The sequence below is a fragment of the Microbispora amethystogenes genome, assembly GCF_016863015.1.
Lineage (GTDB): Bacteria > Actinomycetota > Actinomycetes > Streptosporangiales > Streptosporangiaceae > Microbispora > Microbispora amethystogenes.
The window spans coordinates 25,915-39,956 of sequence record NZ_BOOB01000017.1; the positions used below are offsets into that span (position 1 = coordinate 25,915).

Genomic DNA, 14,042 nt, shown 5'->3' on the forward strand with positions numbered 1-14,042 from the left:
GCGGAAAACGCCTGGCCGTGGCGGGGACACCGCTGGTAACAATGGGACATGTTGCCCCAAGAGGCCATCCCCGCCGGTCCGGTCGTCCTGCGCCTGCCAACCGAGGGGGACGCCGACCAGATCGCCCGTGCCTGCTCCGACCCCGAGATCGCGCGGTTCATCCCGTTCATACCCTCGCCGTACACCTGGGACGACGCGCTGACGTGGATCACCAAGACCCTGCCCGCGATGTGGGAGAACGGCGGCGCCGGCTTCGTCGTCGCCGATCCCGGGACGGACGAGGTCCTCGGCACCGCGGGACTCCAGCCGCCGGACCGCTTCGGCGCCTCGGAGGTGGGCTACTGGCTGGCGCCGTGGGCCCGGGGGCGCGGTGTCGCCACGGCCGCCGTGCGGACGCTCGCGGAGCGGGCCTTCGCCCTGGGCGTCTCCCGGATCGCGCTGCTCGCCAATGTGGAGAACGTCGCGAGCCAGCAGGTCGCCCTGCGCTCCGGCTTCGCCTACGAGGGCGTGCTGCGCGGGGCCGGCGCTCCCTGGGGCCGCGGCCACGCCGACATCGCCGCGTTCGGGCGGGTGAGCACCGACCCCGGCGATCCGATCACGCCCTTCCTGCCGTTCTTTCCCGGAGGGTTCCCCGGCGGCTCGCTCACCGACGGCGTGGCGCGGCTCACGCCGCTCACCGCGGCCGACGCCGGCGATCTCTTCGCCCTGGCGTCCGTGCCCGACGTGATGGACTCGCACGTGTCGCTCGCCCGGGCCGAGTACGCCGTCAGCGAGCTCATCTGCCGGTACGCGGGCCATCGATGGCTGACCGGGCAGCGGCTGGACGTCGCCATCAGGGACGCCCGCACCGGAGAGTTCGCCGGGGACATCCAGCTGACCGGCGTCGTCCCGCCCCTCGGGCAGGCCATGCTCGGCTACAGCCTGCTCCCCGCCTTCCGCGGGCGCGGCCTGGTGACGCGGGCCGTGACGCTGCTGACCGACTGGGCGTTCGGGCACACGCCGCTGCGCAGGATCGTGGCCGGCACCAAGACCGGCAACACGGCGTCGCATCGGGTGCTGGAGCGGGCCGGCTTCACCCGTGAGCATCTCGTACGCGGACTGCTGCCCGGCCCCGGGGGCACCCGCGTCGACGACCTCCAGTGGGCCCGTACGCGCGACTGAGCCGTTCCCGGACGTCGGGAGACCGGGCTCGGGAAGGATCGCGGAACGGGCCGCACCGCGCCCGGGTGCCGCCCGGAACCCGGCGCCCGGGCGCGGTGTGTTCGCGGCCCGCCACGCCCGCAGGGGCGTCACGGCCCGCCGATGACGGCCAGGTCCTCAGTCGGCGCCGTACGCGGCCCGCAGCTTGGCGAAGGCGGCGTCGGTCCCCTGGAGCGCGCGGTCGATCTCCTCGTCGGTGTGGGCGGCCGACAGGAACCAGTTGTGCCAGGGATGCAGATAGACGCCTTCCTCCAGACAGGCCCCGGCCCAGTGGATGCCCTTCTCCAGCGTGTCGTCGCCCTCGAAGGACAGCCACGGCACCTGCACCGGGCCGGTCTGCCGCACCACGAAGCCGTGCGCGGCGGCCTGGGCGGCAAGCCCCTCGCGCAGCCGGGTCCCCGCCCGGTGCATGAGCCCGGGCCCGTCGCTCTCCCGCAGGATCTCGATCGTCGCCTTGGCGGCGGCCATCGCGGTCGCGGAGAACCAGAACGAGCCGGTCGAGTACAGCGACTGGGCCGCCCCCCGCAGTGCGTCGGCGCCGGTGAGCGCGGCGATGGGGAAGCCGTTGGCCATCGCCTTGCTCCAGGCCGTGAGGTCGGGGCGCACGCCGAGCGGCTCCCACGAGCCGCGCAGGTCCAGCCGCCACCCGGCCCGCACGTCGTCGATCACCAGCGCCGCGCCGAGGCGGTCGGCCAGCGCCCGCACGCCCCGGGCGAACTCCGCGTCGGCGGGCTCCTGGTCCTCGAACGAGTCGTGTTTGAAGGGGGTGACGAGGATCGCGGCGACGTCGCCGTCCGCCTCCGCCGCCGCGGCCTCGGCGCTCGCGAGGTCGTTGTAGGTGAACTCGACCGTGTCCGCCCGCTGGTTGGGGGTGACCCCCGACAGGCCGGGCGTGCACCAGGGGTCGGCGCCGTGGTAGGCGCCGTGGGCGACGAGGACCTTGGTCCGGCCCGTGGCGGCCCTGGCGACCATCAGGGCCTGCGTGGTGGCGTCGGTGCCGTTCTTGGAGAACATGGCCCAGTCCGCGGACGGGATCAGGTCGACCAGCAGCTCGGCCAGCTCGACCATGACCGGCCCGGGGCCGTTGAGGCAGTCGCCCGACGCCTGCTGCGCCGCGGCGGCGGCCTCGACCCGCGGCTCGCGGTGGCCGACGATCATCGGGCCCCAGCTGCACATCAGGTCGACGTACTCGCGGCCGTCGGCGTCCCACTGACGGGCGCCCTCGGCCCGGACGAAGAACTGGGGATAGCGGTCTCCGTGCAGGACCGCGTTGAGGTGGCCGTACATGCCACCGGGGATGACCTTCGCGGCACGGGCCCGCAGGGACGCGTCGACGGACATGGGCGGACTCCCGGGGTTTCGGAGGAAGGGGAACCGAAGAGGCAGAGACCGGAGGGGGACCGGAAGAAGAGGGACCTCAGTCGTCGAGGGGGCCGTCCAGGCCGGCGTCGGAGCCGAGCCCGCCCGCGACCCGCGCGGCGGCGGCCGTGCCGAGGCGGGCGGCGCCGAGCACGTCCCGGCCGCGCAGCAGGCCGGCGGCGAACCCGGCGCAGTACGCGTCGCCGCAGCCCGTGGTGTCGACCACGGGCACGTCCAGCGCGGGGACGGCCGTGACGCCGCCGGCGGTGGCCACCAGGCTTCCCTCGCTCCCCCGCGTGACGATCACGCCCTTCGGGCCCTCGCCGAGCAGCGCGGCGGCGGCCTCCTCCGGGGTGGCGGCGCCGCTGAGCATGAGCGCCTGCTCCTCGTTGGGCAGCAGGTAGTCGACGTGCGGCAGGAACGCCCGTACGGCGGGCATGAGGTCCGGCAGGTTCGACAGCAGGTCCAGCGTGACGATCGTGCCGCCCTCGCGGGCCTTGCCGAGCAGCGCGTAGAACTCGGGGTCGTGCAGGCCCCAGGTGACGTCCATGCCGCCGAGGTGCACCAGCTTCGCGGCGGTCAGGCGACCGGCGTCGAGGTCGGCGGTCGCGAGGCCCAGGTTGGCGCCGGGCACGTGGAACGAGGGCCGTCCCCCGTCCGGCCGAATCGGCAGGATGGAGGCGGCGGTCTGCTCCCCCGGCCGGCGCACGACGCCGCTCACGTCGACGCCGTGGCGCGCCATGATCATCAGGAGGAAGTCGCCCAGCTCGTCGTCGCCGACGGCGCCCATGGTGGCCACCGGCACCCCGATCTTGGCGAGGGCCACGGCCGTGCCGGCGGCCGCCCCCGCGGCGGTGATGCGGATCTGCTCCAGCAGGTGGGTGTCCTGGCCGGACGGGATGGACTCGACCGGGCGGGCCAGGACGTCGACGATCTGCACGCCGACTGTCACAACCGTCATGTGCGGATAATAGACGGGCGCCCGACTAAAATGTCAACCGAGGTGAGGGAGCATGCCGAAGATCGTCAACCATGAGGAACGCCGGGAGGAGGTCGTCGCGGCGGCCCGCCGGATCATCCTCCGCGACGGCATCGAGGCCGCGACGACCCGGGCCATCGCGAAGGAGGCCGGCTACTCCAACGGGGTGCTCACGCACTATTTCGCCGACAAGGACGAGATCCTGCTGTCGGCGCTGGAGGCCTCCCACCGGCGCATCGCCGACCGGCTGCGGGAGAAGCTGTCCGGCCTCACCGGCCTGGCGGCGCTGCGGGAACTGCTGCTCGACAACGTCCCTCTCGACGGCGAGCGCGCCGGGGAGACCGGGCTCGAAGTCGGCTTCTGGGGGCGCAGCCTGACCAGTCCCGCGCTGCTGGAGGTGCAGCGGCGGGAGGCCGCCGAGCTTCGCTACGTGGTGACCAGCCTGCTGAGGTCCGCCGCCGAGGCGGGTGAGATCCGTACGGACGAGGACCCGGAGGACGTGGCGGAACGGCTCCTCGCGCTGGTGGACGGCCTCAGCGTGCACCGGCTGCTGTATCCCGCGAACGTCACCGCCGACCGGCTGGAGCGGCTGTTGCTGCGCGAGATCGACCGCCTGCGCGACGGCTGACCGGCCGCCGGGAGCCCATACTCCAGGGTCCCCGGCGGTCCGGCCGCGTCACGCGGCGTCAGAGGTCCGGCAGGCCGGCGTCAGGCGGGCCGGTGCGCCTCGTAGCGCATGGTGCGGGAGACCCCGATGCGCACGGTCGTGCCGGGCAGGATCGACACCGGCTCGTTCGGCGGGATGTCGTAGAAGTTGGGGTCGCCCGGCGGCTGGATCTGCGTGCCGTTCACCGAGCCCAGGTCGAGCAGGTTGACGTCCCAGTTCTCCAGGAACACCCGCAGGTGCCGGCGGGACACCGAGCCGTCGGGGCTGGTGACCCTGGCCGGCCTGGCCTCGCCCGACTGCACCTCGGGAGCCCGCTCCGGGTCACGGCCCAGCAGGTAGTCGGCCTCCAGCGGCAGTGCCATGCCGTCGTCGAGCAGCAGCGCGCCGAGCGGCGGGCGCGGGCCCTTGTACGGCACCACCGCCCGCTGGTCGATGGGGACGCCGCAGACCGCGCAGTACGGCGCACGCGGGTCGTTGAAGTGGTCGTTCTTGCAGTCGACGCCGTAGACCATGGGCCGCTGCTCCGGGTCGGGCGCCATGTCGAGCTGGGTCGCCTCACCCGGCTCCTCGTCGGAGGCCTGCGACGCCCCCTCGAAGGGCCCGTCGAACAGGCCGCCGAGCGGTCCGGTGCCCGGCCCGTCCGGCGATCCGCCCCGATCCTGGCCCCTCTCCTGGGCTCCCCGGTCCTGGGCGGGCCCGTCCTGGGCGTCCTGGGGCCCGCCGCGGTCGTCGGGCGGCTCGGGCAGCCCCGGGGGCTGCTGCGGGCCCGAGTGGGACGGGGTGTAGGGCGGGGCCGGCTGGGGGCCGGAGTGGTGCGCGGGCGCCGGGTCCGACAGCCCGGACGGCACCGGCGGCAGCGGCTGCGAGACGTGCGGCGGCTGGGAAGGCGGGGGGACGGGCGGGGACGACAGCCCGGACGACTGCGGAGACGGCTGGGGCGGCGCGTGCTCGCCCGACGGCCCGGGGCCGGACAACGGCCCACCGCCGAACGGCGAGACGGGCGGCGAGAGGGGCGGCTGGGCGGGCGGGGAGACGGGAGGGGGCGGCACCACGGGCCCCCGGGGGCCGATCGGCTCCGGCACCCCGCCCGGCGGGGGCTGCGTCCCCGGGTGCTGCCCCTGATGCTGCGACTGATGCTGCGGCGGGCGCGGGGGCAGCGGCGGGAAGGCGAGGTCGCCGTGCCGGGTCAGGTCGCACTCCAGCCCGGCTCCCGTGACGACGCCGCCGTCCAGCCGGGCGTACGGGCTTGACGGGCCGGCTCCGGGCAGGCGCAGCAGCACCGTGGACACCGGGCCGTTGACGAGGCGGTCGGTCCAGGTCAGCGCGTCGTGCCCGGCGAGGCGCACCTCGCCCTCGGGGCCGGACACGGTCGCGTACGCTGCCCCGCTGACCAGCACGGCCACGCCTCCCCCGGCGGGCCCGGCGACCGCGCAGGCCACCGGCTCACCGGTCGAGCGGTCCATGGCGCGTGCGAGGACCTGGGCCACGCGCCGGGCCAGCGCACGGCCGTCCCCGCCCGTCGTGGCGGTCTCGTGCATCGCGCTCAGCAGGTCCTCGACCGGCTGGTCGGCGCCTGTGGCGCACACGAGCAGCAAACCGTTCAGATGGGCGACCACGCCCTCTCCCGGCAGCGGGCGGACCACCCCCACGCCCTGTTCCGTCACAGAAGTTCTCCCTCCGGAAACGCCACCGGATGTCCGGCATCATCGCCGGCACGCCGTGTGCCGGATCGATCACCCCAGAAAGTAGCAAAAACTATGGTGAACCGGCCTGCCGGAGCGCGCGTACGGGTGACCGAGCGTGCTCGGGCCCCGGTCTCGCTCAGCACCCTAGTCCCCGGCCGCCCCGAAGACGAGTGCGCGGGCCGCGCTCCAGGCCGCCCCGGCGCGCGCCGCCCGGAGGGCCGTGGCGCCGCTCACACCCCGCTGAACATGCGGTTGACGTCGGCGGTGGCGAGCACGCCGTAGATCTCGCCGCCCCGCTCGACGAGCAGGTATTCGGGCGCCGGAGAGCCCCGCATGGCGTCGATCAGCGACTCGCCCTCCAGGTCGGCGCCGAGCACCAGCGCGGGCTCCAGGCTGCGGGACAGGGCCCCCACGTTCACCCACGGCCTGCGCTGCTCGGGAGTGGCGTTCACCGCCGCCTCGTTCACGATGCCCACCGGGTGCCCGTCGTGGTCCACCACCACCATCGCCCCGGCGCCCGACTCGCGCGCCCGGCGCAGGCCCTCGGAGAGCGGCACCTCGGCGGTGACCGGGATCGCCCTGCGCGCCAGCGCCCTGGCCCGCAACTGCGGCAGCCGGGCCCGCACACGGGCGACCCGCAGCGACTGGGAGGCCCCGAGCCAGATGAACGACGCCAGCACAACCGTCCAGAGCATGCTGCCGATGCCGGGCTCCTGCCCGGCCATCACGTTCATCAGGAGCGGCACCACGACCACCGCGACCGCCACGCCGCGCCCCACCCAGGCGGCGACCATCGTGCCCGTGCCCGAGTCGCGCCTGACCTTCCACACGGCCGCCCGCAGCATCCGGCCCCCGTCGAGCGGCAGGCCGGGCAGCAGGTTGAACACGCCGACGATCAGGTTGGACAGCCAGAGCTGCCACATCAGCACCTGGGCCAGGCCGCCCGGCGGCACCACGAAGGCCTCCACCAGGGCCCCGATCCCCGCCAGCCCCAGCGACAGCAGCGGCCCGGCGAAGGCCACGTTGAACTCCCGGCCCGCCGTCTCGGGCTCGCGCTCGATCTCCGAGACGCCGCCGAGCATGTAGAGGGTGATCCGGCGCACCGGCAGGCCGTAGTGCTTGGCCACCACGCAGTGCGCCAGCTCGTGCAGCAGGACCGAGACGTACAACAGGACGGCGAAGGCCAGCGCGACCAGATAGGTGGCGGACTCGCCGTAGCCGGGCAGCATGTCGGCGAACCGCGGCTGGAAGCTGATCGTGATGAACGCCGCCACGATGAGCCACGTCGGCGAGACGTAGACGGGAATGCCGAACGGCCGCCCCATCCGCAGTCCGGTGGACTCCTTGACAGGTGTGCTCATGTGGCCGCCTTCCCTCCCGCGCCCCTCGATGCTACGCGGCGCGACGTGAGATCAGCCTAAGAGCTGCCCGCCCGCCGCGGAGCACGCGATCGTCCCGGCTGCACGGGAACGGCGGTGGGGAGACGGGATAAGGGAGGGGGAGACGGCCCGCGCGGACACGTTCTGTCGGCTCGATGTCCTACAGTTCCGGCATGACCCTCGCCGAAGAGCGCGCCGTTATCGGGGCGCTGTCCCCCTCCCGGGCCGGTGACTTCATGACCTGCCCCCTGCTCTACCGGTTCAGGGTGATCGACCAGCTGCCCGAGCGTCCCTCGGCGGCCGCGGTCCGGGGCACCCTCGTCCACGCCGTCCTGGAACGGCTGTACGACCTGCCGGCCGAGGCGCGGACGGTGGCCGCGGCGCAGGAGCTGCTGGAGCCGCAGTGGCGGCGGCTGCTGACCGAGGAGCCCGACTACGCGGGGCTGTTCGAGAGCGACGAGGAGCGCGACGCCTGGTTGACCCAGGCCCGCGGCATGGTGGAGCGTTACTTCACGCTGGAGGACCCGCAGCGGCTGGAGCCGGCCGAGCGGGAGATGTACGTCGAGGCCGTGCTCGACAGCGGGCTGCTGCTGCGCGGCTACATCGACCGGCTCGACGTGGCCCCGACCGGCGAGACGCGGATCGTGGACTACAAGACGGGCACGGCGCCGGGCCGCGAGTGGGAGGCCAAGGCGCTGTTCCAGATGAAGTTCTACGCGCTGGCGCTGTGGCGGCTGAAGGGGCAGGTCCCCCGGATGCTCCAGCTCATGTACCTCGGCAACGGCGAGATCCTCCGCTACGTCCCCGACGAGGCCGACCTGCGGGCCACCGAGCGCAAGGTCGAGGCGCTGTGGGCGGCGATCGAGCGCGCGGTGCGCACCCGGGAGTGGCGCGCCCGCCGCTCGCGGCTGTGCGACTGGTGCGACCACCAGGCGCTCTGCCCGGAGTTCGGCGGCACCCCGCCGCCCGTGCCGGACCGCGAGCCCGGCCTGTCGGCCCGCGTGAACAGACGGTCCGCCGCCGACGAGATCTAGCGCCCCTCCCGCCGATCCCTGCCCCCTCGCGTCGCCCCGGGCGGAGCGTCGGCACCGGTCCGCCGGGGCGGGTTCCGGCGGCCGTGACATCGGGCCCCGGCCGGCGCTCACCGGGCCAGGGCGCGCATCCTCCGTACGGAGGAGGCGGGATTTCCCTCCCGGGCAGGGTGGACACGCGCGGGGACGGCCTAAGTTTGGTACGTGCGCACCACCCCCGGCAGTACGCGGTCCTGGCTTCGGGCTCATCCCCTGGTCTTCGACGCGATCCTCGCGGTGGTGCTGACGACCGCGTCCCTCTGGTGGATCGCCTCGGCCGGCCCCGGTGAGGGGGCCGGCTGGCTCCGGTCCGCCACGCCCCGGCCGGCGGACGCGTTGAACCTGGTCCTCGCGGCGGCCTGCACGCTGCCCGTGGCCCTGCGGCGCGACCGGCCCCTCCTTCTGCTCATGGCCACCTGCGTCCCCCAGGCGGCGCTCGACGCCCTTCACTACGACCCCGGCCTGAGCGAGTTCGGCGGGCTCGTCCTGCTCTACTCCGTGGCCGTCTACCGGGGGCTGGCGCTGAGCCTGGCCGCCCTCGGCGTCTCTTTCTCCTCCTACCTCGCGAGTGCCGTCAGCGGGGTCATCACCCCGACCTGGACCGACCACGCCGTCGTCACCGCCGTCCTGCTGCTGTGCTGGGTGTGCGGCCGGGCGTTGCGGCTGCGCCGCGCCTACCTCGACGAACTGGTCCAGCGGGCGCACCGGCTGGAGCGGGCGCGGGACGCCGACACGCGGGCCGCCCGGGCCGAGGAACGCTCCCGGATCGCCCGTGAGCTGCACGACGTGGTGGCCCACCACGTGAGCGTGATGACCGTGCAGGCCGCCGCGGCGCGCCGGATGCTGGACACCAAGCCCGACGTCGCCCGCGACGCCCTCACCGCCATCGAGGAGATGGGCCGTACGGCGATGGCGGAGATGCGCAACATCGTCGGCGTGCTGCGCACCGACGGCCCGGCCGAGCGCGGGCCGCAGCCGGGCATGGGAGACCTGCCGGCACTGGTCGAGCAGATGCGCGAGGCGGGCCTGCGCACGCAGTTGCGCGTCGAGGGCGACCACCGCCGCCTGCCGCCCGGGGTCGACCTCGCGGCCTACCGCCTCGTGCAGGAGGCGCTCACCAACAGCCTGCGGCACGCCGGGCCCGCCGCCCGCGCGTGGGTCACCGTGCGGCACGAGGGGAACGAGCTGACCCTCCAGGTCGAGGACGACGGGCGCGGCGCGGCCGAGGAATCGGTGCGGATCGGTGGAAAAGGTCACGGGCTCGTCGGCATCCGCGAGCGCGTGGCCCTCTATGGTGGAGTCCTGCGGATCGGACCCCGCGTCGGGGGCGGGTTCGAGGTCCGCGCCCGGTTCCCCTTGAAGGACAGCCCCCTGAAGGACGGCCCCGCCAGGAACGGCTCCCTCAAGGGCGGTGCGGGCAAGGACCGTCCCCCCAGGCACGGCGCCCCCGAACCCGGCACGACCGAACACGACACGGCTGACTACGACACGGGCGAGCACGGCGCCCCCGGACACGCCCCCGCCGTGGACGACCCCCTCACGCACGGCCCTCTAAAGGACACAGCATGACAATCAGGGTCTTCTCCCCCGCCCAGCGGGTCACCGCCCCGCCCAGGACGTACGGATCATGACGATCCGGGTGTTGCTGGTCGACGACCAGCCGCTGCTGCGCACCGGGTTCCGGTTCATCCTCGAGGCGGAGCCCGACGTCACCGTCGTGGGCGAGGCCGGCGACGGCGCGACGGCGATGGACCAGTCGCGCGCCCTGCTGCCCGACGTGGTGCTCATGGACGTCCGCATGCCCGGCACCGACGGCATCGAGGCCACCCGCCGCATCGTGCGGGAGGCCGCGCCCACCGCCCACGTGCCGAAGGTGCTCGTGCTGACCACGTTCGACCTGGACGAGTACATCGTCGAGGCGCTGCGCGCCGGCGCGAGCGGGTTCCTGCTCAAGGACGTGCCCCCGGACGACCTGATCCAGGCGATCCGGGTGGTGGCGGCGGGCGACGCCATCGTGGCGCCGAGCGTCACCCGGCGGCTGCTCGACCGGTTCGCCGCCCGGCTGCCCTCCGCCCACCAGCAGGCCACCCCCGCGCGGCTCGACCGGCTCACCGAACGCGAGCTGGAGGTCCTGCGCCTCATCGCCAAGGGCATGTCGAACGCCGAGATCGCCGCCACGCTGGTGGTCAGCGAGACGACCGTCAAGACGCACGTGGGAAACGTGCTGACCAAGCTCGGCCTGCGCGACCGGGTGCAGGCGGTCGTGCTCGCCTACGAGACCGGGCTGATCATCCCCGGCGCCTTCTCCTGAGCCTCCCGGCGGGCGGGCGCGCGCTCCTCCTCCAGGAGTAGCGAAGCCCTGCGGATCCTCCCCCGGGCGCAGGCGCAGGCCGTACGCGCGGCCGATGCCCGGCGGGGCCCGCGCCCGGTAGCGTCGGAGACAGGGCGTGGCCGTGGGGGCGCGGCACACGCCGCGCCGGTACGGCTCCCGCGGGCCGTGTGGGGGGAAGACGGCGGGAGCCGTACCGGCGGAGGACGATCAGGCCGAGGACGATCAGGCGGGGTCGGTTCCAGCCGGGACCGCGCCCGCGGAGGCCGCGCCTCCCGAGACACCGTCCGCGAGGCCGCCCGCGAGACCGGGGGCGTTCTCGGGGAAGTGGCAGGCCACCTGGTGGCCGGGGGCGAGTGTCTCCAGCGGAGGCTCGACCTGCGTGCAGATCTCCTGCGCCTTCCAGCAGCGGGTGTGGAACCGGCAGGCGGGCGGCGGGTTCAGCGGCGAGGGGACGTCGCCCTGCAGCCGGATCCGCTCCCGTTCCTTGCGCCGCTTCGGGTCCGGGATCGGGACCGCCGACAGCAGGGCGTTGGTGTACGGATGCATGGGCGACTCGTACAGGCCCTTGCGGTCCGCGATCTCGACGATCTTTCCGAGGTACATCACCGCGACGCGGTCGCTGATGTGCCGCACCACCGACAGGTCGTGCGCGATCACGACGTAGGTCAGGTCGAGCTCTCCCTGCAGGTCCTCCAGCAGGTTGACGACCTGGGCCTGGATCGACACGTCGAGCGCGGAGACCGGCTCGTCCGCGATGATCAGCTTGGGCTTCAGCGCGAGCGTCCGGGCGATCCCGATGCGCTGCCGCTGGCCGCCGGAGAACTCGTGCGGATAGCGGTTGTAGTGCTCGGGGTTCAGGCCGACGAGCTCCAGGATTCCCTGGACCGCCTTCTTCGTGCCCTGCTCGGTCTTGATCCCCTGGATCCGGAACGGCGCGCCGACGATGGCGCCGACCGTGTGACGGGGGTTGAGCGAGCTGTAGGGGTCCTGGAAGATCATCTGCACGTCGCGCCGGAGCGGGCGCAGCCGCCCCTGGGACATGTGCGTGATGTCCTGGCCCGCGTAGACGATCTTCCCGGCGCTCGGCTCGATCAGCCTCGTGATGAGGCGCCCGGTGGTGGTCTTGCCGCATCCCGACTCGCCGACCAGGCCGAGGGTCTCGCCCTTCCTGACGTCGAAGCTGATGCCGTCGACGGCCCTGACCGCGCCGACCTGCCGCTGGAGCAGGCCCTTCGTGACCGGGAAGTGCTTCTCCAGCCCCTGTACGGACAGCAAGGGCTCCTCGTTCACGAAGCCTCCAGGTTCGGCTTGATCTCGTTGCGCCAGATGGCGCGCCTGCGCTCGGCGGGCAGGTGGCAGCGCACCAGGTGGCCGCCCTCGGTCTCCCGCAGTTCGGGGACCTCCACCTTGGCCAGGCCGGCCGTACGCTCCTCGAACGCGCAGCGCGGGTGGAAGGCGCAGCCGGACGGCACGTTGATCAGCGACGGCGGCGAGCCCTTGATCGGCATCAGCCGCTCGGTCGGCTCGCGGTCCAGCCGCGGCATCGAGCCGAGCAGGCCCCACGTGTAGGGGTGCTCGGGCCGCTCGAAGATGTCGTCGGACGTGCCGTACTCGACGCATTTGCCGCCGTACATCACGAGGATGTCGTCGGACAGCTCGGCGACCACGCCGAGGTCGTGGGTGATGACGATCAGCGCGGCGTCGAAGTCGCGCTGCAGGTCGCGCATCAGGTCGAGGATCTGCGCCTGCACGGTCACGTCGAGCGCGGTCGTCGGCTCGTCGGCGATCAGCAGCTCGGGGTCGCAGCTCAGCGCCATCGCGATCATCGCGCGCTGCCGCATGCCGCCCGAGAACTCGTGGGGATAGCTGTCCACCCGGCGGGCCGGCTGCGGGATGCCCACCCGGCCCAGCATGTCGATCGCGTGCTTGCGCGCGACCTTCTTGCTGACGTCGTTGTGGATGCGGTAGGCCTCGATGATCTGGTCGCCCACCGTGTAGAAGGGGTGCATCGCCGACAGCGGGTCCTGGAAGATCATCGCCATCTTCTTGCCGCGCAGCGTCCGCACGTGCTCCTGGCTCGCGCCGACGAGCTCCTCGCCGTCCAGCCAGATCTCACCGGAGATGCGGGCCCGGCCGCCCTTGTGCAGGCCGAGGATGCCGAGGCTGGTCACGCTCTTGCCGGAGCCGGACTCGCCGACGATGCCGAGCGTCCTGCCCCGCTCCAGGGTGAACGACAGCCCGTCGACGGACTTGACCAGGCCGTCGTCGGTCGGGAAGTGGATCCGCAGGTCCTTCAGTTCCAGGAAGCTCATCCCAGCCTCACCCTCGGGTCCACGACGGCGTACAGGAGGTCGACGATCAGGTTCGCGAAGACCACGAAGAACGCGGCGACGAGCGTCACGCCCATGACCTTCGGCAGGTCCTGGTTGGTGATCGCGTCGATCGCGTACTTGCCCATGCCGGGCAGCGAGTAGGTGCTCTCGGTGAGCACCGCGCCGCCGAGCAGCAGGCCGAGGTCGAGGCCGAAGATCGTGAGGATCGGGGTGAGCGCCCCGCGCAGGCCGTGCTTGACCACCACCACCCGCTCGTTCAGGCCCTTGGCCCGTGCTGTGCGGATGTATTCCTCGTTCATCGTCTCCAGCATGCCCGCCCGGGTGAGCCGCGCGTATCCGGCGGCGTACAGGAAAGCCAGCGTGATCCACGGCAGGATCAGGTTGTACGCCCACATCGCCGGGTTCTCCTCGATCGGCGTGAAGCTGCCCCCCGGGGCGGTGATGCGGAACGGATGGCCGTAGCTGAAGACGACCAGCGAGACGATGCCGGTGAAGAAGATCGGCAATGACACGCCGGCCAGGGCGACGCCCATGGCGGCGCGGTCGAACAGGCTGCCGCGTCTCAGGGCGGACAGCACGCCGGTCGCCACGCCGGCGATCACCCAGATGACGGCGGCCCCGAAGGCCAGTGACATCGTGACGGGCAGCCGGTCCAGCAGGTCGGGCCAGACGGGGAGCCGGGTGAGGAAGGAGTAGCCGAAGCAGGGCGCCGGGCAGTGCTCCACGCCGGGACCGTAGTCGTAGTCGGCGCCGGCGACGATGCCCTTCGCGAACCGCCCGTACTGCACGATCAGCGGATCGTTGAAGCCGAGCTTCTCGGCCGCGACCTTGACCTGTTCCGCCGAGGCGGTGCGCCCGACGTAGCGCGCGGCCAGGCTCTCCGAGGTGGCGCCGGCCAGGCGCGGCACCAGGAAGAAGATGGCGAACGTGATGATGCTCACGATGGAGAGCATCACGACCGCCCAGATCAGCCGCCGGATGATGTATGTGACCACAGTCCCCCCGGCTCCGGGGGCCGGTCCGGTCGGCCCGGCCCCC

12 protein-coding genes are annotated in these 14,042 nt (G+C 73.2%); 5 read left to right on the forward strand and 7 right to left on the reverse strand.

Annotated elements, in window-relative coordinates; all coding sequences use genetic code 11:
* Positions 1-48 precede the first annotated feature (48 nt).
* Entirely contained in the window at positions 49-1,161 is a 1,113-nt protein-coding gene (locus Mam01_RS12490) for a GNAT family N-acetyltransferase (protein WP_204285523.1), read from the forward strand.
* 156 nt (positions 1,162-1,317) lie between these two features.
* Here the strand turns inward: Mam01_RS12490 and Mam01_RS12495 are convergent, their stop codons facing one another.
* Both Mam01_RS12495 and Mam01_RS12500 read right to left on the reverse strand, forming a co-directional pair.
* On the reverse strand, positions 1,318-2,541 hold the full coding sequence (locus Mam01_RS12495) for an aminotransferase class III-fold pyridoxal phosphate-dependent enzyme (RefSeq protein ID WP_204285524.1): 1,224 nt from the start codon (positions 2,539-2,541) through the stop codon (positions 1,318-1,320).
* Positions 2,542-2,617: 76 nt separating this feature from the next.
* Positions 2,618-3,520: a carbohydrate kinase family protein gene (locus Mam01_RS12500; RefSeq protein ID WP_204285525.1), complete on the reverse strand. Its 903-nt coding sequence runs from the start codon at positions 3,518-3,520 to the stop codon at positions 2,618-2,620.
* 52 nt (positions 3,521-3,572) lie between these two features.
* On the opposite strand from Mam01_RS12500, the gene Mam01_RS12505 reads away from it, so the two are divergent.
* Positions 3,573-4,166, forward strand: a complete 594-nt coding sequence (locus Mam01_RS12505; RefSeq protein WP_204285526.1) for a TetR/AcrR family transcriptional regulator — start codon at positions 3,573-3,575, stop codon at positions 4,164-4,166.
* A gap of 80 nt (positions 4,167-4,246) precedes the next feature.
* On the opposite strand, the gene Mam01_RS12510 is transcribed toward Mam01_RS12505, so the two are convergent.
* Positions 4,247-5,869 carry an FHA domain-containing protein gene (locus tag Mam01_RS12510; protein WP_204285527.1) on the reverse strand — a complete coding sequence of 541 codons (1,623 nt, stop codon included), beginning with the start codon at positions 5,867-5,869 and terminating at the stop codon, positions 4,247-4,249.
* A gap of 251 nt (positions 5,870-6,120) precedes the next feature.
* Positions 6,121-7,251 carry a site-2 protease family protein gene (locus Mam01_RS12515; RefSeq protein ID WP_239101250.1) on the reverse strand — a complete coding sequence of 377 codons (1,131 nt, stop codon included), beginning with the start codon at positions 7,249-7,251 and terminating at the stop codon, positions 6,121-6,123.
* 191 nt (positions 7,252-7,442) lie between these two features.
* Between Mam01_RS12515 and Mam01_RS12520 the strand changes: the two genes are divergently transcribed.
* The 3 genes from Mam01_RS12520 (at position 7,443) to Mam01_RS12530 (ending at position 10,650) form a co-directional block, all read left to right on the forward strand.
* Complete coding sequence (locus Mam01_RS12520) at positions 7,443-8,303, forward strand: RecB family exonuclease (RefSeq protein ID WP_150934739.1); 861 nt, start codon at positions 7,443-7,445, stop codon at positions 8,301-8,303.
* Positions 8,304-8,504: 201 nt separating this feature from the next.
* Positions 8,505-9,908: a sensor histidine kinase gene (locus tag Mam01_RS12525; protein WP_204285528.1), complete on the forward strand. Its 1,404-nt coding sequence runs from the start codon at positions 8,505-8,507 to the stop codon at positions 9,906-9,908.
* 58 nt (positions 9,909-9,966) lie between these two features.
* On the forward strand, positions 9,967-10,650 hold the full coding sequence (locus Mam01_RS12530; protein WP_150934737.1) for a response regulator: 684 nt from the start codon (positions 9,967-9,969) through the stop codon (positions 10,648-10,650).
* A 243-nt stretch (positions 10,651-10,893) separates the two neighbouring features.
* Here the strand turns inward: Mam01_RS12530 and Mam01_RS12535 are convergent, their stop codons facing one another.
* From Mam01_RS12535 to Mam01_RS12545, 3 genes are read right to left on the reverse strand one after another with little or no spacing between them, the layout of a single operon-like run.
* Positions 10,894-11,961 (reverse strand): ABC transporter ATP-binding protein, encoded by a 1,068-nt coding sequence (locus Mam01_RS12535; protein ID WP_204285529.1) that lies wholly within the window; start codon positions 11,959-11,961, stop codon positions 10,894-10,896.
* Positions 11,958-12,983 (reverse strand): ABC transporter ATP-binding protein, encoded by a 1,026-nt coding sequence (locus Mam01_RS12540; RefSeq protein WP_204285530.1) that lies wholly within the window; start codon positions 12,981-12,983, stop codon positions 11,958-11,960. Before Mam01_RS12540 ends, Mam01_RS12535 begins: the two co-directional genes overlap by 4 nt.
* Positions 12,980-13,999: an ABC transporter permease gene (locus Mam01_RS12545; protein ID WP_204285531.1), complete on the reverse strand. Its 1,020-nt coding sequence runs from the start codon at positions 13,997-13,999 to the stop codon at positions 12,980-12,982. The genes Mam01_RS12540 and Mam01_RS12545 overlap by 4 nt, the downstream gene beginning before the upstream one ends.
* Between the last annotated feature and the right edge of the window lie 43 nt (positions 14,000-14,042).